The organism is Saccharopolyspora taberi, from assembly GCF_039534165.1.
Lineage (GTDB): Bacteria > Actinomycetota > Actinomycetes > Mycobacteriales > Pseudonocardiaceae > Saccharopolyspora_D > Saccharopolyspora_D taberi.
In genome coordinates, this window is sequence record NZ_BAAAUX010000011.1 from 526,732 (window position 1) to 551,220 (window position 24,489).

The following is a 24,489-nucleotide window of genomic DNA, read 5'->3' on the forward strand; positions in this document are numbered from 1 at the left end:
GAAGCCATGTTGTCCACAGCGGAAGGAGGTTCCTCCACTTCGGACAGAACTCAGCGCGGGGTGATGGCTTGGTGGAGCGTGAGGGCGAGCTGGATTTCGAGGGACCGTTCCGGTTCCTGCCAGTCGTCGCCGAGCAGGTGGCTGACGCGTTCCAGGCGCTGGGTGACCGTGTTGACGTGGACGTGCAGCTCCTTGCACGCGCGGGCCGGGCTGCGACCGCAGGCGAAGTAGGCCCGCAGCGTGGGCACGAGACCGGTGCCGCGGCGGCGGTCGTAGTCCAGGACCGGGCCCAGGGCGCGGTGCAGGTACCCGGTCAGGTCGATGTGCTCGCCGAGCACGAGTCCGAGGAACCCGAGGTCCCGAAGGCAGGCGCCCTCACCGGTGCGGCCGAGGGCGAGCATGGCCTCCAGGCAACGGGTCGCCTCGGCGTGCACGGCCGGGATCGTGGCCAGGCCGCTGGTGGGGCCCGCGGCCCCCGCGGTGACTCCGAGCTCGGTGGCCACGGCGCGGGCCGTGTCGGACGGGTTGTCCCCTGGCAGCAGCAGGACGTGGCGACCGTGGTGGCGGCTGGCCAGTCCGGCTCGGGTGGTGGCGAGGCGGGCCAGGGCGCGGCCGAGGTGCTGCGGCTCGTGCTCGCCGGAGTCGACGACCACCGCCGTGTGCGGTTGGCCGAGGTCGATTCCCACGGCGTCGGCGCGGGCGGCCAGGCGTTCGGGGTCGCGGTGCGGGCTGACCACGAGGTCCGCGAGCAGGTCCCCGCGCACCCGGTGTTCGGCTTCGGCCGTGGAACGGCGGAGCAGCAGCAGTACCGCGGTGGCCAGCGCCGCCCGTTCGAGGATGCGCTGTTCTCCCTCGTCCAGCGGGGAAGCTCGGGTGAGCATCAGCGCGCCGAGGAGCTCGGTGCCCGCGGCGATGCGGGCGATCCAGCGGCCTTCGTGGTGGGTGACTCGCGAATGCGCACCGGCGAGCGCGACCACGTCCTCGTCGGCACCGGGTGGCTGCTCGTCGTCGAAGAGCCGCCGTCCGGAGACGTCGAGGACCATCAGGGTGCCGCCGAGCACGTCGGTGACCGCGTGCGCCAGCTCGGCGAGGTTGGCCCCGCGCAGGACGAGGTCGGTGAGGCGGTCGTGGGCCTCGGCGGCGCGTTCCAGGGAGGTGGTGCGCTGCCGCAGCAGGCGGGTCGTGGTGTCCAGCTCGGCCAGTGCGGCGCGGGTTTCCTGGAGCCTGCGGGCGTTGTCGATGGCCACGGCCGCGTGGTCGGCCAGCGAGCTCAGCAGGGACACCTCTTCGGCGGGGAAGGGGCGGTGCCGCCGGTCGGCGGCGCAGAGCACGCCGACCACGGTGGTGCCGAGCCGCAGCGGCACACCGAGGATGCCGACCAGGCCCTCCTCGCCGACCGCGTGGTCGATCGAGCGGGTGTGCTCGAACCGCTCGTCGCGGGGGTAGTCCGGGCTGGCGTAGGGGGTCGCGGTCTGGGCGACCAGGCCGGCGAGCCCGGCGCCCATCGGGAGCCGCAACTTCTGGAAGGCGGCGGAGGCGGAACCGGAGGTCACGCGCATGTAGGTGTCGCCGCGCTCGGCGTCGAGCAGGGTCAGGTGCGCCACGTCGGCCCGCAGCAGGGTGCGGGCGCGGTGCACGATGGCTTGCAGCACCTGGTCCAGGTCGTGCAGCGCGGCGAGGTCGTGGGCGGTCTGGAACAGCGCCGCCAGCTCGGCCTCGCGCCTGCGGTGCCGGGCGAGTTCCTCGTATACGTCCTCGGTCACGGTGCCCGAGTGTGTCACCGGGTGGTGCGGCGTTCGACCCTCTTCGGCACCGCAGGATCGGCCTGGACGACGCGCTGGGTGAACACACCGGGCAGGTGGACGTGGTCGGGGTCGAGTTCACCGGGCTCCACCAGCTGCTCCACTTCCGCGATGGTCACCGCCGCGGCCATCGCGCACAGCGGGTTGAAGTTGCGGGCCGCCTGATCGAAGACGAGGTTGCCGTGCCGGTCACCGAGGCGCGCGTGCACCAGCGCGAAGTCGCAGCGGATGGCCTGCTCCAGGACGTAGGGCCGGGTGCGGTCGGCGAAGGTGAACTCGCGGACCTCCCTGGGCGGGGAGGCCACGGCCGCGGTGCCGTCGGGGTGGTGGCGCCAGGGCAGTCCGCCCTCGGCGACCGGTGAACCGACGCCCGCCGGGGTGTAGAAGGCGGGGATCCCGCAGCCGCCCGCGCGCAGCCGCTCGGCCAGCGTGCCCTGCGGGACCAGTTCGACCTCCAGCTCCCCGGACAGGTACTGGCGGGCGAACTCCTTGTTCTCGCCGACGTAGGACGCGGTGACCCGGGCCAGGCGGTGATCGCGCAGCAGGATTCCCAGTCCCCAGTCGTCGACGCCGCAGTTGTTCGACACCACCCGCAGCCCGGTGACCCCCGCCTCGTGCACCGCGGTGATCAGCTCCATCGGGATTCCGCACAGGCCGAATCCGCCGACCGCCATCGTCGCTCCGCCTGCGACGTCGGCCACCGCTTCGGCCGCCGTGGGCACCGTCTTGTCAATCGCCATGGCTGCGAGCCTGACCGGCCACGACCACGCGGAGCAATGTGCGCTCACACCACTACGCGCCGCACAACTGTGTGCGGCGAGACCGTGGATGACGCTTCGACGCGGGCCTAGCGTCCGGCGTCATGACAATTCCGTGTGATCCCGCCCGAGCCAGCGGACTGGGACTGACGCGCGAGCAGATGGCCGCGCGTGCGGCGGCGGAACTGGCCGACGGCCAGTACGTCAACCTCGGCATCGGCCTGCCCACGCTGATCCCCAACCACATCCCGGCGGACGTGCGAGTGGTGCTGCACTCCGAGAACGGAATTCTGGGCACCGGCCCGTATCCCACCGACGCCCAGGTCGACCCGGACCTGATCAACGCGGGCAAGGAAACCGTCACCGTGCTGCCGGGCGCGGCGTTCTTCGACTCCGCGCTGAGCTTCGGCATGATCCGCGGCGGCCACCTCGACGTGGCGGTCCTCGGCGCGATGCAGGTCTCGGCCCGAGGGGATCTGGCGAACTGGACGGTGCCCGGCAAGGTGGTCAAGGGCATGGGCGGGGCGATGGATCTCGTCCACGGCGCGCGCCGCGTCGTCGTGCTGATGGAACACCGCACGCGAGACGGCGCCCCCAAGATCGTGCGCGAGTGCTCGTTGCCCTACACCGGTCGGGCCGTGGTGCACCGGATCATCACCGACCTCGCGGTCCTCGACGTCACCCCGGCCGGGCTGGCCGTGCGCGAACTCGCGCCCGGGGTGAGCATGCACGACCTCCAGGACGCCACCGAACCCGAACTCCTCGCACCGTCCTGAATTCCCCGTCGCTGTCGGAAAATTGCCTGGGAGGGTCAATGTCGCCCCGAAACATCCCGTTCCGCCGCAAGGGAACGCGGAGCCGCACGCCACTGCGCCGAGCCGCGGCCGTCACCATTGCCGCCGCGGCCCTGCTGGTTCCCAGCACGCCCGCGCACGCCGCCGTATCGCTGGAACCGGTCACCGGCTTCGACAACCCCGGCGGGCTGTCGATGTACGTCTACCGCCCCGCGGACCTGCCCGAGAAGGCGCCCGTCGTCGTCGCTCTGCACGGCTGCACCCAGAGCGCCCAGGACTACGCCGACCACTCCGGCCTGGACAAGTTCGCCGACCAGAACAAGTTCCTCCTGGTCTTCGCCGAACAGTCCACGACCAACAACCCGAACCGCTGCTTCAACTGGTTCCAGCCCGGCGACATCTCCCGCGACCAGGGTGAGGCCGCCTCGATCAGGAACATGGTCGACCACGCGGTGGCCACCCTCGGCGGCGACGGCAACCGCGTCCACGTCACCGGCCTGTCCGCCGGGGGCGCCATGACCGCCGCGATGCTCGCGACCTACCCCGACGTGTTCAAGTCGGGCGCGATCATGGCGGGGTTGCCGTACAAATGCGCGACGACCATGGCGGAAGCGTTCACCTGCATGAACCCCGGTTCCGACAGGACACCCGCGCAGTGGGCCGAGCTGGCGAGGTCGGGCAACCCGTCCTGGACGGGCCCCTGGCCCCGCGTCGCGATCTGGCACGGCACCAGCGACACCACCGTCGTTCCGAGCAACGCCGACGAGTTGCGCGACCAGTGGACGGCGGTGCACAACCTGAGCCAGGAACCCACCCGCACCAGCACCTTGCCGCCGAACAACACACAGCATGAGGAGTACGCCGACGCGAGCGGGAGCGTCGCCGTCGAAGTGAACCGGGTCCCGGACATCGGTCACGGCACACCGGTCCACCCCGGTCCCGGACCCGAGGACTGCGGCCAGACCGGGCAGTACTACCCCGACAGCATCTGTTCCAGCTACTACGTCACGCAGTTCTTCGGGCTCCACAACGGCGCGTAGCGGTTGGGTGTGCGATTGGGCTGGTGGTAGGCCCGGCGGAATCGCCAACGCCGGCACTCTCCACGCCGGGGACCGCATGGCCCGGCTGGCCTCCGGCCACCGCTACCTGGGCGTGATGCTGCGCGGACTGCACGCCTGCCCCAGCGGCGAACCCCGCAGGCCGGGGCCGGTTTTCCACGGCCCGCAGCGTTTCGGCGGGTCACGCCATGGCGTCCCGGTCCGCAGACTCACCCTGGCCAACCACTCTCGCCTGGTCCACATCGATGTGAAAACTCGGCCGGCCCCCGGAACGGTGGCGGGCGCCGCGTCCTGGGCCGAGCCGCTGGACGAGCTGACCAGGCCAGCGGGCTGGGCGTTCCTGCACACCGCCCTCGACGATTCGTTCTCCGCTGGCCTGCACCGAAACCCCGCCCGACGACACAGCCGACCCTGCGCTGCTTCCTGCGCCGCACACACCTGGTTCGCCAGCCACGGTGTGACCGTCGAGCGGATGCCGACCCGACAACGCGTGGGCCTACCGCAAACACACCTGCCGCGACACCTGCTCCGCGCTCGACATCGCCCCGGCCGCTTCACCCGGCCCTGGCACCCTCAGTCCCGCCGCGCGAGCCGCAGGCGTCGGTGGGCGGCCATCCGGACCGGCGCGTTGGCCGCCCCGAACCCGGCATACCCGCCGATCCGCTGGACCACCTCGAAGAACACGCGCGAGCCCAGGACTCGGGTGTAGAAGTGCAGGAACTCGCCGTGCTCGTCGCGGTCGTAGAGCACCGAATGCGCTCGCAGATCCGCGAGCAGTTCAGGTGGCGGGGCCAATCGTGCATCGAGGTCGTCGTAGTAGTTCGCCGGGATCTCCAGCAGCGGTGCGCCCGCCGCTCGCATCGCCTTCGCGCTGGCGATCGCGTCGTCGCTGGTGAAGGCGATGTGCTGCGGATCGGGCACGCCCGGCGCCCAGTCTCCGCGCCGCAGCGCCGCGACGTTGAGCTCGATCCGCACCCGGTGCGCCGGATCGGTGACCGCGCGGCTGCGGACCAGTCCGAAGGGCGCGGCGAACTCCGTGGTGGGTTCCGGGCGCAGGCCCAGCGCCGAGCGGTAGAACAGCGCCGCCTCGTCGAAGTGGTCGAACGGCTGGGTGAGCGAGACGTGGTCGGTGCCGGTCAGCCCCGCTCCCCCGGCGGCTTCGCCGGTGGGCTCGAAGTCCGCGAGCCAGTCCGCCTGTTCGCCACCGGTGCGGCAGAAGAGCACGGCCGTCCCGTCCGGCGCGGACACCGCCGAATCGTCTCCGGGCAGGATCGGGGCCAGCAGTTTCTCCGCTCGCTCCACCGAAATCTCGGGATCAGAACTGTCCAAGCCCAGTGCGCTGATCCGCCCGCCGCGATCGGCGGTGTTGAGCACCACCCTGGCTTCGCCCTGCTGCCACAGCTCGACCGGCTTGGAGCGGTGCCTGCCCGCCCGCGCGAACCCCAGCGCGGTCAGCGCGTCCGCGAGTTCCCCCCGGCAGTCTCCCGCGGCCAGTTCGGTGAAGGCGTGCCCGGTCAGCTCCGGGGCGGCAGGCGGGCCGGGCAGACCGAGCCCTTCCTGGAGCGACAGCAGGGACCGCATGGCGTCGACCGCCGCCCGGTGCGGATCGGCCTGCCGGAACACGTCGTTGAACACCTCCAGCGACAGCGGGCCGTCGTAGCCGGTGGCCAGCACGTGCCCGACGAACCCGGTCAGGTCGAACGCGCCCTGGCCGGGGAACAGCCGGTGGTGCCTGCTCCACTGCAGCACGTCCATGTCCAGCCTCGGCGCGTCGGCCAGTTGCAGGAAGAACACCTTCGAGCCCGGGATGACGCGGATCCCGGCCGGATCGCTGCCCTTGGACAGCACGTGGAAGCTGTCCAGGCACAGGCCCAGCGCGGGGTGGTCGGCGCGGCGGACGATCCGCCACGAGTGGTCGTAGGTGTTGACGAACCGGCCCCACGCGAGGGCCTCGTAGGCGACGCGCAGACCGCGCTCGGCCGCCCGCGACGCCAGCAGGTGCAGTTGCTCGGCGGCGAGGTCGTCGTCGTCCACCGCGTCCGGGGACACCGAGGAGCAGACCAGCACCGTGTCCGCCCCGAGCCGCTGCATCAGGTCGAACTTGCGCTCCGCGCGGCGCAGGTTGGACGCGAGCACGTCAGGCGGGACCGCCTCGAAGTCGCGGAAGGGCTGGTAGAGGTCGATGGTCAGGCCGAGGTCGGCGCACCGGCGCCGGATGTCGTCCGGGGACAGGGGCGAGACGACGAGGTCGTTCTCGAAGATCTCCACGCCGTCGAAACCCGCGGCGGCTGCGGCGTCGAGCTTGTCCTCCAGGGTCCCGGACAGGCACACGGTGGCGATGCCCCGGCGCACCGGATCAGCGGCGGGCATGGTGCTCCTTCCCCACGAGCGCGTCGAAGTGGCGCAGCATCCGGCCTGCGTCCGGCTCGCGGCCGGTGAACAGGCGGAACGAGTCCGCCGCCTGGAACACGGCCATCCGGCCGCCGTCGAGCACCTGGCACCCGCGTGCCCGGGCGGTCTCGACCAGTTCGGTGTTCAGCGGCCGGTAGACGACGTCGGCCACCCAGAGCTCGGGCCGCAGCAGCTCGGCGGCCAGCGGCAGGCCGGGGTGCCCGGCCATCCCGGTCGGTGTCGCGTGCACCAGTCCGTCAGCGAGCCGCAACGAGTCGGCCAGCGCCTTGGCGCGGTGCGCTCGGTCAGCGCCGAAGCGTTCGCGCAGCGATCCGGCCAGCGCCTCGCTGCGGCTCGCGTCGACGTCGAATACTTCGAGCGTCCCCGTGCCCAGCGTCAGCAGCGCATGGGCGACGGCGGCGCCCGCTCCCCCGGCACCGAGCAGCGCCACGCGGTCCAGGGAGACGTTCGGCAGGCCGACGGCGACGCTGCGCGCGAAACCCGACGAGTCGGTGTTGTGCCCGACTGCCGTGCCCTCGGCGAAGACCACGGTGTTCACCGCGCCGAGGGCCGCCGCCTCGGGCGCGAGGTCGTCCAGGTGCTCCAGCACGAGCTGCTTGCACGGGTGCGTGATGTTGAGCCCGTCGAAGCCGGACATCCGGGCGGCGGCCAGGACGTCGCCGACGTCGGCGGGTGGCACGCCCAGCTCGGCGAGGTCCAGCCGCCGGTAGAGGTAGCGCAGGCCGAGCTCGTCGGCCTCGCGCTCGTGCAGAGCCGGGCTCAGCGACGGGCCGATGCCCGCGCCGACCAGGCCGACGAGATGGCTGCCCTGATCCGGTGGGGCCACGGCCTCTCCTCCCGAGTGAACGAACTAGCTAGTTAATAGTTGTACCCCGCCCGAGCCGCCCGGGGAAGGCGGGACCGCGGCTAAGGTGGGCACGACTGCCGACTGCCACATCCGACTGGAGGGTTCCGTTGTCCGCACAGCCGTCCGAGGCCCCCGCGGGAGGCCCGGAACGGGTCCGCGACGCCGAACGGACCCGTGCGGAGATCCTCGACGTCGCCACCCGCGAGTTCGCCGACAAGGGCTACACCGGCGCTCGCGTGGACGAGATCGCGGCCAAGACGAGCACCACCAAGCGGATGCTCTACTACTACTTCGGCAGCAAGGAACAGCTCTACGTCGCCGTGCTGGAGCGCGCCTACACCGGGATCCGCTCGGTGGAGCAGCAGCTCGACGTCGAACACCTCGACCCGGTCGACGCGCTGCGCCAGCTGGCCGAGCTGACCTTCGATTACCACGAGTCGCACCCCGACTTCATCCGCCTGGTGAGCATCGAGAACGTGCACCGCGCCGAGCACCTGGAACGCTCGGCGGTGCTGGCCGGCCTCGCGAACCCGGCGCTGGAGGTGCTGACCCGCATCCTGCGGCGCGGGCACGCCACCGGGCAGTTCCGCGGCGACGTCGACCCGCTGGACGTGCACATGATCATCAGCGCGTTCTGCGTCTTCCGCACCGCCAACCGGCACACCTTCAACGTGATCTTCCAGCGCGACATGCTCGACTCGGACCGCCGCGAGCACTACCGCACGATGCTCAGCGACCTGCTGCTGGAGCACGTGCGCGCTCGCTGAGGGCTTTCGCCCCACCAGCCGAGAACACCCTTGACAGGTGACCGCCGCCACCCGCACGATGCCGAATTAACCAACCAGTACATAACTAACTGGTCCGTTCCTTCGATCGACACGGCCGACGCCCGATCGCCCCCTGTTCCCGCAACGGAGCACCGACAGAGGAGCACGACGTGACCGCTCAGCCCGCCGGTCCGCCGGAATCGCCCGCAACGGGCGGCAGGCCCCGCCAAGCCGCGCTCGCGGCCTGGATCGGGAGCGCGCTGGAGTACTACGACTTCTTCATCTACGGCACCGCCGCGGCGCTGGTGTTCAACAAGATCTTCTTCCCGGACTCCGATCCGACCACGGGCACGCTGCTGGCGCTGGCCACCTTCGGCGTCGGCTACCTGGCCCGGCCCGTCGGCGCCTTCGTGCTCGGGCACGTCGGCGACCGGCTCGGCCGCAAGGCGGTCCTGGTCTTCACCCTGCTGCTGATGGGCGTGTCGACGGTGCTGGTCGGCTGCCTGCCCACCTACGACCAGGTCGGGGTGCTCGCCCCGGTGCTGCTGGTGGTGCTCCGGCTGCTGCAGGGCCTGTCGGCGGCAGGCGAGCAGGCGGGCGCGAACTCGATGACGCTGGAGCACGCACCGCCCGACCGGCGCGCGTACTACACGAGCTACACGCTCAGCGGTACCCAGGCAGGCCAGATCCTGGCCACCGGCGTGTTCCTGCCGATCGCCGCACTCCCCCAGGAGCAGCTGCTGTCGTGGGGATGGCGGGTTCCGTTCTGGCTCAGCGCGGTCGTCGTGGTCGTCGGCTTCGTCATCCGCCGCACGCTCGACGAAACCCCGGTGTTCGAGAAGGAGGTCGCCCGCGACGCCGCCAAGCTCCCGGTCGCGGTGCTGTTCCGCGAGCACTGGGCCGACGTCCTGCGGGTGGTCGCGGCCTCGGTCATCGCGGCCGTCAGCACGATCTTCACCGTCTACGCGCTGTCCTACGCGGTCAACGCGGTCGGGCTGGAGCGGACGCCGATGCTGTGGGTCGGGGTCCTCGCCAACGCCGTCGCGCTGGTCGCGATCCCGCTGTGGGCGCGGCTGTCGGACCGGATCGGGCGCAAACCGGTGTTCCTGGCCGGATCGCTGGGCTGCGCGGGGCTCGTCTTCGCCTACCTGTGGGCGATCTCCACCGCGAACTACGGGCTGATCTTCTTCTTCGGCATCCTGATGTCCGGCATCGTCTACAGCGCCACCAACGCGATCTGGCCCGCTTTCTACGGTGAGATGTTCAGCGCCCGGGTGCGCCTGTCGGGGATGGCGATCGGAACGCAGATCGGCTTCGGCATCGCCGGCTTCACGCCCAGCATCTCCACCGCGATCGCGGGCGAGGGCAGCGCGAACTGGATGGGCGTCGCGATCTTCACCGCCGTCCTGTGTGGACTCAACGCGATCGCCGTGGCCACCGCGCGGGAGACCTACCGTGTTCCCACCCCGGAGCTGGGACGCAAGCAGGCCGCGTCGTCGCCGGACACCGCCATGACACCGGCCAACGCGTGGAAGGCGTAGGGGACCTCCGCGTTCAGCTTGAGACGTGCAGCAGCGCCGCTCTCGCCTGGGCCGGTCACAGCCGGGTGTGGTTCTCGATGTCGCGCTCGAACTCGGCGATGGCCTCGGCGCTCAGCGTGGGCCTGGTGTCGGCGATGGCACGCAGGTAGTCCTTGGTCGTGGCCAGCGCTCCGTCGTCGTGCAGCACGTCGCGCTCGAACGCGGTCTGAGCACCTTGGCGGGCGGCGAATTCGATGTCGGCGGGGGTGAACAGATCGGTGCGATCCACCAGCGCGTCCAGGTCGACGTTGTCGCGCGCCGGGCCGAGGTAGCGCGACCAGATCGCACGGCGCGCGGGCGGGTCCGGCGGCCCGACCGGGATGATGTAGTCGAACCGGCCCGGCCGCAGGAACGCCGAGTCCAGCGAGCTCACCGAGTTGGTCGCGCACACCAGCAGCCTGTGGTCGTGCTCCCGGAAACCGGGGATCAGCTTGAGCAGTTCGTTGGTGACCCCGTGCGCGGGCCCGGCGGCGGGCGTGGAGCGGGTGCCCGCGATCTCCTCGACCTCGTCGATGAACAGCACCAGATCGTCCAGGTCCTCCAGCTCGGCGAACACCGAGCGCAGCGACGCGGCCAGCCCGTCCGGGGACGCACCGGCCAGCCGCGACGGGAACAGCTCCACGAACGGCCAGTTCAGCCGGGACGCGATCGCCTTGGCGAAGCTGGTCTTGCCGGTGCCCGGCGGCCCGAACAGCACGATCGCCTTCGGCGGCAGCACACCGTGCCGCTCGGCCTGCTCGGCGTGCGAGATCGGCAGCACCACCCGGCGCTCGATGACGTCCTTCTCCCGCGTCATCCCGGCCAGCGCCTCCCACCGGCCGGGCGGCAGCAGCTGCCCGCCGAGGTCCTCCAGCACGCCGAAGTCGGCCGGGTCGAGCTCCTCGACCTTCTCGAAGTAGGTCAGGTCGGTGCGCGGCCGGTAACCGGAGTTGACCATCGCGTTGAACCCGGCCGCGCCCTCGGGGACCAGGCTGGCGATGCGATGCACGCCCTGACCGCGCAGCCGCTTCTCCACCTCCCGCAGCAGCGCGCTGCCGATGCCGCGGTTGCGCCACCGCGGGTCCAGGGCGAACAGCGCCAGCCACGCCCGCTCCCCCTCGACCTTCGCCGCCGCCATGCCGACCACGTCCTGGCCCACCACCGCGACCATGGCCGGGTGCCCGGCCCGCGCGATCGAGATCACCTCCGCGGCCGAGAACACCGGCTCGCCGCCCTCACGGCTCTGGTCCCAGACGCGGATCGCCTGGTCCAGGTCGTCATCGTGAAAGTCGCGCACTCGCCACGACGGCATCGCACACCTCCCGTTTCGGCGCCACCACGCGGGAAAGTCCCAGCGAGCCACGCGTTTCCGGGCAAGCTAACCGCCGCCGCCGGAAGCGGCAATGAGCCAGCGCACAACCCCGCGTGGGGATCGTTCACGGAACCGATTCCGAGGAGATCCACGGCGGAGATCATCCACAGTGGACAGGTCACCGCAGGCGCTTCTCGCGCTCGCAAGCCGGTTCAGTCGACGTCGACGTGGTCGAGCTCCGCGAGCATCCGGTTCAGCACCCGCAGGCAGCTGTCGATCTCGGCGGAGGTCAGGTCCTGGGCGACGGGACGGAGGTTGGCGAGCTCGCGAGTCGCCAGGGCGGTGATCGCGGCGTCACCGTCCGGGGTCAGCCGGACCAGGCGAGAACGGCGGTGCGCGGGGTTGTCGACCAGCTCCGCGAGACCGCGCTCGACGGCGTCGTTGACCATGCGCTGGACGAACTGACGGCTCAACGACTGCGCACGTCCCATCTGCGGCACGGTCATGGGCCCGTTGCGGCGCAAGAGATCAAGGACCGCGCGGACCCCGACCGAGAGGCTCTCGCGAGGAGCTTCCTGCTCCACGAAGCGGAACACCCGCCGGTACAGCGGACCGATCACGAGGTAGACGTCGGACAGCTTCTCCGCGAGTTCGTCGAGGCGGTTGTGTTCGGACACGAGAACCAGGATGACACCTGGGTTGCCAATCGCCAAAGTCCGCGATACCGGTGGTACTCGTTCGGCCTCGGTGCGATCAGCTCAACTTCCGCAGTACGGCACGCACCGCGGCGAGGCTGGCGTCGGGTTCGTCCCAGAAAACCATGTGCCCGGCTCCGGGAACTTCGACGAGTTCGGCAGAGGAATTGGCCTCGGCGGCTTCCTGCGCGCCTGCGGCGGTGACGACGGGGCTGTCGGCGCCGTGGACCAGAACAGCGGGGGCGGGCACGTCGGGCCAGTGGGCGAAGAAGTCCTCGGACTCGAAGCCGGCGTGCGTGGCCGCGATCGCGGTTCGGGAGCAGGAGGACAGCCAGCGGGCGCGCAGCTCCTGTTCCCGGCGGGGCCAGCGGGGCCAGGACTGTGCCACCTCGTCGGCGTTGGTGCCGCGGCGGGCCTGGTCGAGTTGGCCGAGGAACGCTTCGAGGGTCGTGGGATAGGGATCCCTGCCCGGGCCGCTCATCGGAGGGTCGACCAGAACGGTGCCGCGCAGTTCGTGGCGGCCGGTGGTCGCGGCCACGGCTGCGATCCGAGCACCCATGGAGTGCCCGAGCAGGATGGGGCGTTCCAGCCGCAGCCCGGACACGACCGCGTCGACGTCGCTGGCGTAGCTGGCGAGGTCGTAGCCGCGCAGCGCGGCGGTAGCGGACTCGGGCGGGTTGTCGGAAAGCCCGCGCCCGCGGATGTCGAGCACGAGCGGGCGCACGAGGTCGATCAGGTCTCGTGCCACGAAGTTCATCGTGATGGCGGGACTGGTGATGCCGGGCAGGATCAGCACCGGCACGCCGTCGACCGGCCCGTAGTCGAGCAGGTGCAGCCGGAGCGATCCCGAACGCACCCATCGGCTCGCCGCGGGAATGTCGCCGAGATCGGCCAGAGCCGACTGGTTCAGGGTGCGGGCGGTGGCTGGTTCGGTCGGGATCGAGGAGCGGGATGCGGTCACGGGTGGCCTTTCTGTCTCGGCTGGTCGGCTCAACGGTCGGCGCTCCGCCCACCCGCCGGCGCGCGCTCCGGAAGGCGGTCGAGGTAGGCCAAGGCGTCGTAGAGGCCGACGACATCGGCGTACTTGGCTTGCAGGTCGAACAGTGCGGCATCGTGCGGCCCGCGGGCCCGGTCACCGCAGGCGTCTCGCACGACGACGGTGTTGAAGCCGGACTGCACGGCATCGACCGCTGTCGCGCGAACGCAGCCGGAAGTGGTTGCGCCGCAGACAAGAACGGTGTCGGTGCCCAGACCGGTCAGCAGGGCGGCCAGGCCGGTTCCATGGAATGCCGAGGCCCCCTTCTTCAGCACCAGGTGATCGCCGTCGTGGTGTTCGAGCCGGGGGTCGAGAGCGACCGCTTCGCTGCTTTCCCGCAGGGCTCGCATGCCCGGTGCTTTGCGGAGCCAGGCGATGGCGTCGCCGTCGGCCTCGGCGGGCGTGTAGCTGATCGCGGTGTAGATCACCGGGACCTCGTGTTGCCGGGCCGTGGTCACGAGGACGGCCGCCGCGGTCACCTCCCTGGTGAGGTCGGTTCCGGAGGGGAAGCCGGGTTCGGTGAAGCCGCGCGTCAGGTCGACCACGACCAGGGCCGGGCGGCTGCCGAGGGGAACAGCGGCGCCGAACCCCGCCCGGTCGTAGACGGCATCGGTCTCGGCACCGTGCAGGCTGGCGGATCGGTGGTCATCGACGGCCACGCTGCAGCTCCTTGATCAGTTTGTCCTGGGTGCGGATCCTGCCGAGCAGCCAGCCTTGGAAGAACCCGAGTGCAGCGGCGGCTGCCACGGCGGCGTATCGCCTGGTCCCGGCTGGAAGAAGCATCGCCAGCCCGTCGAGGGCCTCGCCGCTGCCGGTCGCGACGTGCCTAGCGGCCGGGGCGGATCCGACGCCGTTGCTGGCGGCGGTCCCGAGCGCCGGTTCGGGGACTGCGGCCCCTGGCTGTTGCCCCAGTTGGACGGCGAGGTTGCGGGCGAACTGATCAAGCAGCCGGTTGGAGACGGTGCTGATCGCGCTCTTGCCGAACTGGGCGAGCTTTCCGCGCACGGACAGGTCGGTGCGCAGGTTGAGCGTGGCTCCTCCGGGAGCTTCGCTCACGGTCACGACGACGTCGGCCTCGGCGTCTCCGTTTCCGTGGCTGTCCGCTCCCCGCGCGAGCAGCCTCAGCCGGCGATCGGCGGCGGCGACCTCGCTGAACCGCACTGTGCCGGCGTAAGCGGCGCTGATCGGACCGACCTTGAGCTTGACCCGGCCGCGGTAGGAGTCGCCTTCCCTCCCGTCGAGGGTCGCGCCGGGCAAGCAGCCCGCCACCCGCTCGACGTCGTTGATCAGGGCGAAGACGGCGTCCGGTTCGGCCGGGACGTCGATGCGGTTTTCCAGGATCACGATGTCGCTTCCTTCTCGGAGCTGGCAGGGCTGTCGGCGCTGGCCGGACCCGGAGGTTCGGTTGCCGAGGCAGCCCGTCGGCTGGCAGCAGTCGCGGCGATCGCGTCGACGATCGTCTGGTAGCCGGTGCAGCGGCACAGGTTCGCCGAGATCGCCTCGCGGATTTCCTCGCGATCAGCGTCCGGTCGCTGGGCGAGGAATCCCTCGGCGAGCATCAGGAAGCCGGGGGTGCAGAACCCGCACTGGAGTCCGTGGTGGGCGCTGAAGGCCTGCTGCAGATCGGAGAGTTCGCCGTCGCAGGCAAGCGACTCGACGGTGCGGATGTCGCAGTTCTCGGCTTGTACGGCGAACATCAGGCAGGCCCGCACCGGTTCGCCGTCGACGAGGACGGTGCACGCCCCGCACACTCCGTGCTCGCATCCGACGTGGGTACCGGTGTGGCCGAGATCGTGGCGCAGGACGTCGAGCAGGGTTTTCCGCGGTTCGACGATGGCCTCGTGCTCCGCGCCGTTGACGTTCAGCCCGATCAGGTGTCGATCGCTCATGACGGGGTGCTCGCCTCCTCACTGCTGCGGGACTGCGGGGAGTTCGCGTCCGTGCGGGCAGCGTCCAGCGCGGCGAGCACGGTCTGCGGGTGCACGGGAGTGGTGTCGAGTTCGACGCCGGTGTGCCGCAGTGCGTCGTTGATCGCGTTCAGCACGGCGGCCGGAGCGCCGATGGTGCCGCCTTCTCCGGCGCCCTTGGCGCCGTTCTCGGTGAATTCGCACGGCGTCTCGAGGTGGGAGACGGTGATGTCGGGGATCTCCGTTGCGGTCGGCACGAGGTAGTCGATGAAGCTGGCGGCCGACGGCTCGCCGTTGTCGGCGTAGGTGACTTCCTCGAACAGCGCTCCGGCGATGCCCTGGGCGATCCCGCCGCGACACTGCCCGTCGACGACCTGCGGGTGGATCACCACTCCGCAGTCCTCCACGCAGGCGTAGCGCAGGATCCGGACCTGGCCCGTGCCCGGATCGGCCTCGACGACCACGGCGTGGGTGGCGTTGGAGAACGTGCCGTCGCCGGGGGCGTCGAAGCTCGCGGTCGCCGTCAACGTCGGTTCGACGTCCTTGGGCAACAGGTGGCTGCGCAGGTGGGCCACGTCGGCGATGTCCTCGAAGGACAGCCGCCGGGCGGGATCGTCGATCTGGACGACGCCGCCATCGCCGTCCAGGCCGACGTTGTCGAGGCGGGTTTCGAGCAGGTGCGCGGCGATGGTGCACAGCAGCTCGCCGAGACGCCCGGCCGCGATGGCCACGGCAGAGCCGCCGATGGTCGCCGACCGCGAGGCGAAGGTTCCCCACCCGTAGGCGATGCGCTCGGTGTCGCCCTGGCGCAGCTTGACCTTGCCGAGGTCCAGTCCCAGCCGCTCGGCCACGATCTGGGCCAGGGTCGTCTCGTGCGACTGCCCGTGGTTCATCGTGCCGCTGGTGACCACGACCGACCCCGTGGTGTCCATCCGGATTTCGGAGATGTCGAAGCCGGGGACCACCCTCATCCTGCGCTTGGCGAAGGCCTCGGAACCGTAGCCGGTTCGCTCGGAGAAGCAGCAGTAGCCGATGCCGAGGTGCCGGCCCTCGGCGGCGGCCTTCTCGCGGAGTTCGTACCAGCCCTCGTCGCGGAGGGTGGCCTCGGCGAGGTCGAGCGATTCCCGGTAGGTGCCGGGGTCGTAGGTGACGTTGTTGATGCCGGTGTGGGGAAACTCGGTGATCACGTTGCGCCTGCGGATCTCGACCGGGTCGAGGCCGAGTTCGCGGGCGGCGCGCTCCATCACGCGTTCCATCGCCAGGACGTACTGGGGTCTGCTGACCCCGCGGTAGGGCGCGGTGGGCGCCTTGTTGCTGGTGATGGCGCGGGCGCGGACCCTGTAGGCGGGCACCTGGTAGACGCTGGGCATCTCGGCGGAGGCCATCAGCGGTTCGATACCGGCGGTGAACGGGTAGCAGGAGTAGGCGCCCATGTCGCAGACGACGTCGACGTCCAGGGCGGTGATCCGGCCCTCGGGGTCGAACGCCGCGCGGGTGCGGTAGCGCTGCTCCCGGGCCAGGAATCCGGCGGTCAGCGCCTCCCGGCGGTCTTCTATCCACTTCACCGGCCGGTCCAGCTTGCGGGCAGCCGCCGCCACCGCGATCTCCTCCCGGCCGACCACGCACTTCTGGCCGAATCCGCCGCCCATGTCGGGGACGGTGACCCGCACGGTGCGCTCCGGGACGCGCAACGAGCGGGCCAGCACCGTGCGCACCTGGTGCGGGACCTGCGTGCAGGTCTGCACCAGCAGCTGGTCGTCGCGGTCGTCCCAGGAGGCGACCACACCACGTGTTTCCAGCGGCAGCGCGTTCTGCCGTCCGCTCCGCGTGACGACCTCGACCACGCAGCCCCGTCCGGATCCGGCGGCCTCTAACGCCGTGTCGACGCCGGGCGTGTCGAACATCGACACGTCCAGGAGCACGTTTCCGGGAGCTTCGTCGTGCACGAGTGGAGCGTTCTCGGCGAACGCGGTCTCTTCCGAGACGACCGCGTCCAAGGGCTCGTAGGTCACGACCGCGGCTTCGATGCCGTCTTCGACGCTGTACGGGTCACGGGCAACGACCACGGCCACCGGCTCGCCGACGAAACGCACCTTCTCCCGGGCGAGGACGGGCATCGCGGTCGGGGCGAATTCCTCGGGAGGGCGATCGAGGAGCGCCACGATGTCGCCGAGGTCGAGGTCCTCCGCCGCGTAGGCGGCGACAACGCCCTCGACCTCGCGGACAGCGGACAGGTCGATCCCGACGATCCTGCCGTGCGCGACGGTGGAGCGGACGAAACCCGCGTGCAGCATCCCGCTCAGCCGGATGTCGTCGACGAACCGTCCCCGGCCGCGCAGCAGGCGGGGGTCCTCGCGCCGGGGGACGGATGCCCCGATCCAGCGTCCGCGGCTCCCGTCGAACCGCGCGGGACCGCGTCCACTGCTCGAAGAGGCGGTCATCACCTCACTCCTTTCTCCCATGCCTGGTGCAGGGCCTGGGCGACGAGCGTCCGGGTGAGCCGGCGGCGGTAGGCGCCGGTACCCGCCGCGTCGTCGGGTGGATCGATGGCCGCGGCGGCTGCCTCGCCGCACGCGGTGAACAGTTCCGGCCCTGGGATGCCGCCGGCCAGGACGGCCTCGGCCTCGGGAACCCGGACGGGCGCCGGAGCCACACCGCCGAGAACCACCCGGCCGCCGGTCAGCGGAGCTGGCTCGCCGGCGGCTGCGGGACCCACGTCCAGCGCGACCGCCACGTCGACGATCGCGAAGTCCCCGTGACGGCGGGCGAATTCGGTGAGCGCGGCCCGCGGCGCCGGGCGGGTGAAGCGCACTTCCGTGACGACCTCGTCAGGTTCGACGGCCGTGGCGTAGAACCCGTGGAACATTTCCGCGGCGGGAATCTCCCGTTGCCCGTCCGGGCCTTCGGCGACGATCACGGCGTCGAGCAGCAAGGACAGCAGACACCACTCGGCGGTGGCGTCGCCATGCACGATGCTGCCTGCGACGGTGCCCCGGGATCGGATCGGCAGGTGGCCCACCCACCGCATGGCCCGGGAGATCACGTCGTACTCCGGCCGCAGCAGGCGAGCGGAGGTCTCCACCGCGCGATGGGTGGTCAGCGCCCCGATCCGAAGCCCCGAGCCGTCCCGCCGAATCGAGCTCATCGCAGGATCACGGCGCAGCGGCCCCAGGTCGACCAGAACCGTCGGCCGAGCGAGCCGGAAGCTCATCATCGGTACCAGGCTCTGGCCGCCGGCGATGAGCTTCGGCTCCTCGCCCGCCGCGGCGAGCTCTCCGAGCAGGCCGACGGCATCGGCGACGTCATGCGCCCGGTGGTAGGCGAACGCTGCGGGCTTCACGCGGTGGACCTCCTCATCCGTTGTTCGTTTCCTGCCGCGGATCTCGCCGTCAGGGCTCCGAGATCTCCGTCGTCGCAACGGTTTTGGCGGCCGTCGGCGTGGTGGGCGCCGGTGCGGCGGGATCAGCGATCCGGTCTAGTTCGCGGCCGCTGGTCTCCGGTGCCGCGACCATCATGAACACGACCGCGGCCAGCACGAGCGCACCGAGCACGGCGAAGGTCAGCGGCAGGCCGAGCACCGGCCACAGCACGCCGCCGAACAGCAGCGGAGCGAAGCCCGTGACGGCGCGGCTCGACGACGATGCCCAGCCGAAACCGGAAGCGCGCAGCTCCGTCGGGTAGAGCTCGGAGACGTAGGCGTACATGACCGGGATGACGACCAGGGCGAACAGGCCGAAGCCGCCTAGCGCCACCACCGCCCCGGCGGGCGATCCCAGCAGCAGCGAGAACACCACCAGCAGCACCGCCGTGATCGGCCCGGCGGCGGCGATGACCCGCTTGCGGCCGATCTTGTCCACGACGAGCACGGCCAGCGCGACGCCGACGATGCCGACCGCGTTCATCAGCGCGGTCGAAGCGAAGGCCGCGATCTCGCCGAAGCCCTGAGTTCGCAGGATCGACGGCATCCAGCTCAACGCGGCGTAGTAGACCAGCATCACGCTGATGAACAGCGACCACGCCACCGCCGTGATCCGCGGGTTGAAGGCCCACACCCGCCGCAGCTGGTCGAAGGTTGCCGCGACTGCCCCACCGCGGGTGTCTTCCGCGACCGCCTGCGGGATCGCGTAGGGCTCCGGCGTCGCTCCGGTGCGAGTGACGAGGTCGTCGATGACCGCGCGGGCATCCGCCTCCCGCCCCTTGCGGACCAGGTACAGCGGAGACTCCGGAACGCCGCGTCGCACCCAGAACAGCAGGACCGCGGGCAGGATCATCAGCACCAGCATCCAGCGCCAGTTCCCCGGCACCGCGACCAGCAACGTCGCCGAGACACCTGCGAGCGTGGTACCGATCGGCCACCAGCCGTCCATCGCCGAGAGCACCCGTCCCCGTTGGCGGCGGGGGGAGAACTCGCTGACGATCGCGTAGTCGACCGGGATGCACCCGCCGAGGCCGACCCCGGCCAGGAAGCGCAGCAGCAGGAACGTCTCCAGGTTCGGCGAGAGCGCCCCGAGCGCGGAGAAGAGGGCGAACACCAGCAGCGTGATGCTGAAAGCCCGCTTGCGGCCGATGCGATCGGCCACCGTGCCCCAGGCGATCGCGCCGACCGCCATGCCGATCAGGTTGGCGGTGGCAACCAATCCCTTCTGCCCCGGCGACAACCCGAACTCGGTCCCGACCAGCGGGGTGAGGAAACCGTTCAGGGCGACGTCCCAGGCGTCGAACATGTAGCCCAGGCCGCCGATCAGGAAGATCTTGCCTTGCACGTTCCATCGCCAGGGCAGGTCCTGGACGATTTGGTCTCCGGTACGCATGAGTCGCTCCGTTGTGGTGTCTCGGCGGCGCTACGCGTCAGCGTGCGAACTGGTAGTGGATGGACTCGGTGTCCGGGTCCGTGAGCGGACTGCCGTTCCAGAGCCAGTCGTAGGAAAGGTCCGACTCACCGTCGAAGCGGCGCAGCTTCTCGTCGCGCTCGCGCTGCTCCGGGCCGTCGGGCAGGTGGTAGAAGTCCATGTTCCGCAGGGACGCGTCCTGGACCATGCCCGCATGCTTGGCCCGCCGATCGACGTAGCGGACCAGGGCCGTGTCGATCCCGTCGCGGGTGACCCTGCCGAGCTCCTCGGCGAGCACCGCGGCGTCCTCCATCGCCTGGGAGGCGCCCTGCGCCTGGTAGGGCAGCATCGCATGGCATGCGTCGCCGAGCAGGGCGATCCGGCCGTCGACCCAGACGGGGTCGCGACGTCGGCGGTACATCGCCCAAACCGAAACGTCCTCGTCCTTGGCCTTGGCCAGCATGGTCGGAACGCGGTCGTCCCAGTCCGCGTACTCCGCGGCGAGCTCGGCCGCGGTTGCCGGGCCGCTCCACTCCCGGGCGATCGCCTCGCTGCACGGGACGATCGCGACGACGTTGAGGTACTGACCGCCGCGGATCACGTAATGCACCAGGTGCTTGTCCGGGCCGTACCAGATCGTGGAGTGGTAGCGGTCCAGGAGGAACCGGGTCGCCGGGTCCGCGGCCACGAGGTCGCCGGAGATCAGCGCGCGGTAGGCCATTTCCCCGGAGAACGCCAGGGTGTCGTCGAACCCGGCCAGATCGCGCACCGCGGACCGGATGCCGTCCGCCCCGATCACGAGGTCCCCGGAAAACCGGCGCCCGTCGGCGGTCACCACAGCCGGGCGCACCGGATCGGCGCGGTCGAGCTCGACCACTCGCGCCGAGGTCGCGACCTGGACCACCGGACCGTGACCTTCCGGGGACAGGCAGGCTTCGAGCAGGACCCCGTGCAGGTCGGCGCGGTGGTAGTGCCAGTAGGGCGCCCCGTAGTGATCGGTCACCCGCTGCCCGAGCGGCAGCTGGGCGATGATGCTCCCGTCCGCCCAGCGCCTGCGGACCTGGTCCTGGGGCTCGGTCCGGACCCGCTCCAGCTGAGCGCGGAGGCCGAGCCCGATGAGGATCCGGCTGGCGTTCGGCGCGGTCTGGATACCCGCGCCGATCTCCCCCAGCCGCGGTGCCGCCTCGACCACCGTGACCCGCAGGCCCCGCTGCCGCAGCGAAAGCGCGGTGCAAAGGCCGCCCAAACCGGCACCGACAACAACGACTTCGAACGACTGGCTCGCAGCCACGCCGACCTCCTCGTCTTCGCAGATACGCCCATCGGCCGCGCCGGATCGGCTGATCCGAACACGTACTACCTGGATGTGCAAGGTTTTGGTTGAAGGTGGATTCCGCCCGAGGTGCTGCTGGCCGATGCTGCGCATCCGCTCTCGCCGCCGGGCGAGGCGCGCCGATCGCGGCCGGGCTTCGAAGCGCCAGGCCCGACCGCGGATCGGCCCCGCACCCCGCGCGCTGGATCGTCAGGCCGCGTGGGTCGGCGACCCCGGGGTGACGACAGCTCCGCTGAGCAGCCTGCCTGCGCCGGGCACGCGGGGATCGAGTCCGAGTTCGGACAGGATCCGGAACGTGGTGGCGGTCGCGGCCGAGAGCACCGGGATCCCCACCTCGTCCTCCACCGGCTGGATCGAGGGCAGGGACGGCATCTGCACGCAGGCCGACAGGACCAGCGCATCGGCGTCGGACAGGTCGAGCCTGCGGTGGTGCTCGCGCAGGTCGGCCGGGTCCAGCCGCGCGACGGCGAGGTTGTCCGGCACCTCCAGCGACAACGCGTCCACCACCTCGACTCCGGCGTCCTCCAGGTAGTCCGCCACCGCCTTGGTCAGCGGCTTCAGGTACGGCGCAAGGATCGCGACCTTGCGAGCGCCCAGCGCGGCGATCCCGGACAGCAGAGCACCAGCACTGGAGACGACCGGCGCAGGGCAACCCTCGGCGCGCAACGCGCCGGTGATGTCGTCCTCGGCGGTGCAGTGGTAACCGGGCCCCTGGGCCATGATGGCCACCAGGCAGGCGGTGGCCACCACATCCGGACGGGCGTCGGCCAGTTCCGCCGCCGCCCGCACGGCCTGGGCGTTCATCGCCCGCAGCTGCTCCGGGGTCACGTGCTGCATCCGCGCCCTCGCGGAGTGGAAGACGAACCGGTCCCCCGGTTCGGCCTCCTCCCGCGCGCGCAGCATCCGCGGCAGCTCGGTCTCCATGGTGAGGTTCGAGCTGGGCACGATCATCCCGATGTGGTGATCGCGCGCCGCCGCTTCCACGTCCGCGCTCATCGACGGCCGACCGGGCGCATCTCGGGGACGGTCAGCTCACCCGCGTCGACGATCAACTCGTCGTCCAGGTACAGCGAGTTGCCGCGCATCGGGATGTCGAAGTGGCAGGCGGTGTCGTTCGGACCGCCCAGCTCGTTGTTGGGCCCGATGGAGAACATCACGTTGCCGTAGAAGCTGCGCAGCTCCATGCCCATCCCCCCGGGGAACTGGGTCAGGCCGTGCCAGTGGGCGCGCTCGTCGAGGCCCCACCCGACGTGGCTCATCCCGTAACCGCGCGGGTCGTCGAAGCTTTCGATGTACGAGCGCAGCAGGTCCGCGTCCAACCCGGACGATCCGGCGCCGCCGCGGATGTCCCGGATGAAGCCTTCCTCGATGGTGATCTCCACCGGGGTCCGCACGTAGGTGTTGAACGGCAGGAGCACGTCGCCCGGCGAGAGCACGATCTTCCCGTCGACGCCGTCGTCGGCTCCGCCGGTGAACACGAACGCGGCAGGCCAGTGGTCCCACCGGCCGGGGGTGTCGGTGTAGCCGTACTCGGACAGCGTCGGGTACACGCCGAGGCGGTAGGTGACGTCGGTACCGCCTGGGCTGGTGATCCGCATCGTGCTCGCCTTGGCCAGCAGCTCGGCGCCGGTCTCCACCCGCTCGCGCAGCTCCTTCGTCGGCATCAGCCGAGCCAGCAGCTCCGGCGGCTCGACGGCGGTGAGGATCCGGACACCGGCGTCCTGGATGGCGAACTGCTCCTTGCTGAACAGCAGGAACGTGCAGTCCACGACCATGTCGACGCTCTTGAGGGCTTCCACCGCGCGGGGAATGTTCCCGAGGCCGGAGTCGCCCACGGCCCACGCCCCCGAGGCACTCGCCGGCGCGGGCAACCGCATGTGGAACGCCGCGGCTCCCAACTGCTGAGCGGCCCAGAGGAAAGCGTCGGCGTACTCCGCACGCTCCCCGCCACGGGTCAGCACGACCACCGTCTCACCCTCGTGCACCCCGGACAGGCGCAGCTGCTGCAGGCAGATGTCGTTGAACAGGTTCTGGTCCACCGTTGACCACCTCCACATATAATCCGAGCACGTACTATCCGGGCACGCAAGAGTTGCTTTTCGGGAGACCTGCGACTACCGCGCGCGCCCGCGAGCAAGATCCACGCCGTCGCAGGTGAGTCCGGCCCACCCTGGCACCCGGCGAGTCAAAGCGCCCGGCATCCGCCGCCGGCCACACCCTCAGCCCCGCATCAGTCCGAGCACGTATTATTTCCCGGAGAACTGAGCACGGGTCCCGAGCCGCATGGGAGGAACGCAATGGGGGAGCCAGCGCGCAGGGGTCGACGCGTCGCGGATGCGTCTGCCGACGTCCCGGCGCCACCCGCCGACCTGCTGGCCGCCCCCGGCTACGGCGCCCGCCGCCTGTACCAGGCTTATCTGGCCGCCTGGAACCGCCACGTCGACCCGGTGCTGACCGGTCCGCAGTTCGCGGTGCTCTCCGCTGTCCGCGCTTATCCGGGCAACGACCAGAGCTCGCTGGCCGGCGCCGTCGCCCTCGACACGTCGACGATGGCCGACTTGTGCCGCAGGCTCGAGCGGCGGGGCCTCATCCAGCGCGTCGAGTCGCCGCACGACGCCCGGCGCAAGCTGCTGTCCCTCACCGATGCGGGCGAGGCGGTGTTCGCCGAAGTGAACCGCCGAGCCCGCCGACTCGACAAGGCACTGCTTGCCGGTGACGACCTCGCAGGCGACATCGATGTCGCAGCACTGCTCAACGCCCTCGGCGCTCGATGGGAAGGTGTCGCCGCATCGGACGAGTGGAACTGAGCGCGAACGTCGCCGGTCTTCCGCTGCGCTGAGCGGAGTCCCCTCCGGGGCGGCGGCTTGCTGCCCGCGCCACGATCCCCAGCGCGATCCGGGTTCCGGCGACGATGCACGCCCGGCGGCGCCCCTCAGAGCTGGGAAGGGCCGCCTCAACCGCCAGTTCGGCCCCGGTCGTGAACGTCGCGTCGAAGGCCGCGAACGTCGCAGCCCAGGCGAAACTCGGGCCGAGTGGCCGCCGAGCTGCACCTGGCACAACCGTCGCTGAGCCGCCAGATCCAGCGCCCGGAGAGCCGTCCCAGGGTCCGCCTGTTCGACCGCACGCCGCAGGGCAGCCAGCTGACCGAGGCCGGCGCGGCGTTCCTTCCACAGGCGGAGGCGCTCCTGCACGCCGCTCGCCAGGCAGCGGTCACCGCGCGCCTACGCGTCGGCAGGCAAGGTCATCATCGGGTACGTCGAGGACCTGGTCATCACCCCGGCCGTCCGCGGCCTGCGCCGCCGGCCTGGCCACCGTCCCGGTCGACGGTGCGCCCGCCAGCAAGGTCATGATCGCCACCCGGACGGCGACCCGAACCCCAG

Annotated in this window: 22 protein-coding genes and 1 pseudogene; 7 read left to right on the top strand and 16 right to left on the bottom strand. The window is 71.0% G+C overall.

What is annotated here, in order from left to right; translation table 11 throughout:
* Positions 1-50: 50 nt before the first annotated feature.
* Positions 51-1,763, bottom strand: a complete 1,713-nt coding sequence (locus tag ABD691_RS11510; RefSeq protein ID WP_344679567.1) for a helix-turn-helix domain-containing protein — start codon at positions 1,761-1,763, stop codon at positions 51-53.
* Positions 1,764-1,777: 14 nt separating this feature from the next.
* Complete coding sequence (locus ABD691_RS11515) at positions 1,778-2,542, bottom strand: CoA transferase subunit A (protein ID WP_344679568.1); 765 nt, start codon at positions 2,540-2,542, stop codon at positions 1,778-1,780.
* Positions 2,543-2,664: 122 nt separating this feature from the next.
* Between ABD691_RS11515 and ABD691_RS11520 the strand changes: the two genes are divergently transcribed.
* The 3 genes and pseudogenes from ABD691_RS11520 to ABD691_RS33715 all read left to right on the top strand — a co-directional run.
* The gene (locus ABD691_RS11520) at positions 2,665-3,336 is read left to right on the top strand and encodes a 3-oxoacid CoA-transferase subunit B (RefSeq protein WP_344679569.1); all 672 of its coding nucleotides are present in this window, start codon (positions 2,665-2,667) and stop codon (positions 3,334-3,336) included.
* Between the two features lie 38 nt (positions 3,337-3,374).
* Positions 3,375-4,394 (top strand): extracellular catalytic domain type 1 short-chain-length polyhydroxyalkanoate depolymerase, encoded by a 1,020-nt coding sequence (locus ABD691_RS11525; RefSeq protein WP_344679570.1) that lies wholly within the window; start codon positions 3,375-3,377, stop codon positions 4,392-4,394.
* 208 nt (positions 4,395-4,602) lie between these two features.
* Positions 4,603-4,992 (top strand): annotated as a pseudogene (locus ABD691_RS33715) (IS481 family transposase); the annotation flags it as partial.
* Here the strand turns inward: ABD691_RS33715 and ABD691_RS11535 are convergent.
* Both ABD691_RS11535 and ABD691_RS11540 read right to left on the bottom strand, forming a co-directional pair.
* Positions 4,986-6,782: a bifunctional sugar phosphate isomerase/epimerase/4-hydroxyphenylpyruvate dioxygenase family protein gene (locus ABD691_RS11535; RefSeq protein WP_344679571.1), complete on the bottom strand. Its 1,797-nt coding sequence runs from the start codon at positions 6,780-6,782 to the stop codon at positions 4,986-4,988. The pseudogene ABD691_RS33715 and the gene ABD691_RS11535 overlap by 7 nt on opposite strands.
* Positions 6,769-7,650 (bottom strand): shikimate dehydrogenase, encoded by an 882-nt coding sequence (locus tag ABD691_RS11540; protein ID WP_344679572.1) that lies wholly within the window; start codon positions 7,648-7,650, stop codon positions 6,769-6,771. Before ABD691_RS11540 ends, ABD691_RS11535 begins: the two co-directional genes overlap by 14 nt.
* A gap of 128 nt (positions 7,651-7,778) precedes the next feature.
* Here ABD691_RS11540 and ABD691_RS11545 point away from each other — a divergent pair, with 128 nt between their 5' ends.
* Positions 7,779-8,438 carry a TetR/AcrR family transcriptional regulator gene (locus tag ABD691_RS11545; protein WP_344679573.1) on the top strand — a complete coding sequence of 220 codons (660 nt, stop codon included), beginning with the start codon at positions 7,779-7,781 and terminating at the stop codon, positions 8,436-8,438.
* Between the two features lie 170 nt (positions 8,439-8,608).
* Positions 8,609-9,979: an MFS transporter gene (locus tag ABD691_RS11550; RefSeq protein WP_344679574.1), complete on the top strand. Its 1,371-nt coding sequence runs from the start codon at positions 8,609-8,611 to the stop codon at positions 9,977-9,979.
* A gap of 55 nt (positions 9,980-10,034) precedes the next feature.
* Here ABD691_RS11550 and ABD691_RS11555 read toward each other — a convergent pair whose 3' ends face one another.
* From ABD691_RS11555 to ABD691_RS11610, 12 genes are all read right to left on the bottom strand, one after another.
* Complete coding sequence (locus ABD691_RS11555; protein ID WP_344679575.1) at positions 10,035-11,309, bottom strand: ATP-binding protein; 1,275 nt, start codon at positions 11,307-11,309, stop codon at positions 10,035-10,037.
* A 212-nt stretch (positions 11,310-11,521) separates the two neighbouring features.
* Positions 11,522-11,986, bottom strand: a complete 465-nt coding sequence (locus ABD691_RS11560) for a MarR family winged helix-turn-helix transcriptional regulator (protein ID WP_344679576.1) — start codon at positions 11,984-11,986, stop codon at positions 11,522-11,524.
* Between the two features lie 76 nt (positions 11,987-12,062).
* The gene (locus tag ABD691_RS11565) at positions 12,063-12,965 is read right to left on the bottom strand and encodes an alpha/beta fold hydrolase (protein ID WP_344679577.1); all 903 of its coding nucleotides are present in this window, start codon (positions 12,963-12,965) and stop codon (positions 12,063-12,065) included.
* A 29-nt stretch (positions 12,966-12,994) separates the two neighbouring features.
* Entirely contained in the window at positions 12,995-13,699 is a 705-nt protein-coding gene (locus tag ABD691_RS11570; protein WP_344679578.1) for an isochorismatase family protein, read from the bottom strand.
* Positions 13,686-14,384: an SRPBCC family protein gene (locus tag ABD691_RS11575; protein ID WP_344679579.1), complete on the bottom strand. Its 699-nt coding sequence runs from the start codon at positions 14,382-14,384 to the stop codon at positions 13,686-13,688. The genes ABD691_RS11570 and ABD691_RS11575 overlap by 14 nt, the downstream gene beginning before the upstream one ends.
* Positions 14,381-14,929 carry a (2Fe-2S)-binding protein gene (locus ABD691_RS11580; RefSeq protein WP_344679580.1) on the bottom strand — a complete coding sequence of 183 codons (549 nt, stop codon included), beginning with the start codon at positions 14,927-14,929 and terminating at the stop codon, positions 14,381-14,383. The genes ABD691_RS11575 and ABD691_RS11580 overlap by 4 nt, the downstream gene beginning before the upstream one ends.
* A complete protein-coding gene (locus tag ABD691_RS11585; protein ID WP_344679581.1) occupies positions 14,926-17,388 on the bottom strand; it encodes a xanthine dehydrogenase family protein molybdopterin-binding subunit in 2,463 nt (820 codons plus the stop codon). Before ABD691_RS11585 ends, ABD691_RS11580 begins: the two co-directional genes overlap by 4 nt.
* On the bottom strand, positions 17,388-18,287 hold the full coding sequence (locus ABD691_RS11590) for an FAD binding domain-containing protein (protein ID WP_344679582.1): 900 nt from the start codon (positions 18,285-18,287) through the stop codon (positions 17,388-17,390). The genes ABD691_RS11585 and ABD691_RS11590 overlap by 1 nt, the downstream gene beginning before the upstream one ends.
* Positions 18,288-18,336: 49 nt before the next feature.
* Positions 18,337-19,758 carry an MFS transporter gene (locus ABD691_RS11595; RefSeq protein WP_344679583.1) on the bottom strand — a complete coding sequence of 474 codons (1,422 nt, stop codon included), beginning with the start codon at positions 19,756-19,758 and terminating at the stop codon, positions 18,337-18,339.
* Positions 19,759-19,795: 37 nt separating this feature from the next.
* Positions 19,796-21,067 carry an FAD-dependent oxidoreductase gene (locus ABD691_RS11600; protein WP_344679584.1) on the bottom strand — a complete coding sequence of 424 codons (1,272 nt, stop codon included), beginning with the start codon at positions 21,065-21,067 and terminating at the stop codon, positions 19,796-19,798.
* A gap of 231 nt (positions 21,068-21,298) precedes the next feature.
* Positions 21,299-22,105: a maleate cis-trans isomerase family protein gene (locus ABD691_RS11605; protein ID WP_344679585.1), complete on the bottom strand. Its 807-nt coding sequence runs from the start codon at positions 22,103-22,105 to the stop codon at positions 21,299-21,301.
* Positions 22,102-23,148: a 2,5-dihydroxypyridine 5,6-dioxygenase NicX family protein gene (locus ABD691_RS11610; protein WP_344679586.1), complete on the bottom strand. Its 1,047-nt coding sequence runs from the start codon at positions 23,146-23,148 to the stop codon at positions 22,102-22,104. The genes ABD691_RS11605 and ABD691_RS11610 overlap by 4 nt, the downstream gene beginning before the upstream one ends.
* A 258-nt stretch (positions 23,149-23,406) precedes the next feature.
* Between ABD691_RS11610 and ABD691_RS11615 the strand changes: the two genes are divergently transcribed.
* Positions 23,407-23,916: a MarR family winged helix-turn-helix transcriptional regulator gene (locus ABD691_RS11615; protein ID WP_344679587.1), complete on the top strand. Its 510-nt coding sequence runs from the start codon at positions 23,407-23,409 to the stop codon at positions 23,914-23,916.
* Positions 23,917-24,141: 225 nt separating this feature from the next.
* Positions 24,142-24,459 (top strand): LysR family transcriptional regulator, encoded by a 318-nt coding sequence (locus ABD691_RS11620; RefSeq protein WP_344679588.1) that lies wholly within the window; start codon positions 24,142-24,144, stop codon positions 24,457-24,459.
* Positions 24,460-24,489: the final 30 nt, after the last annotated feature.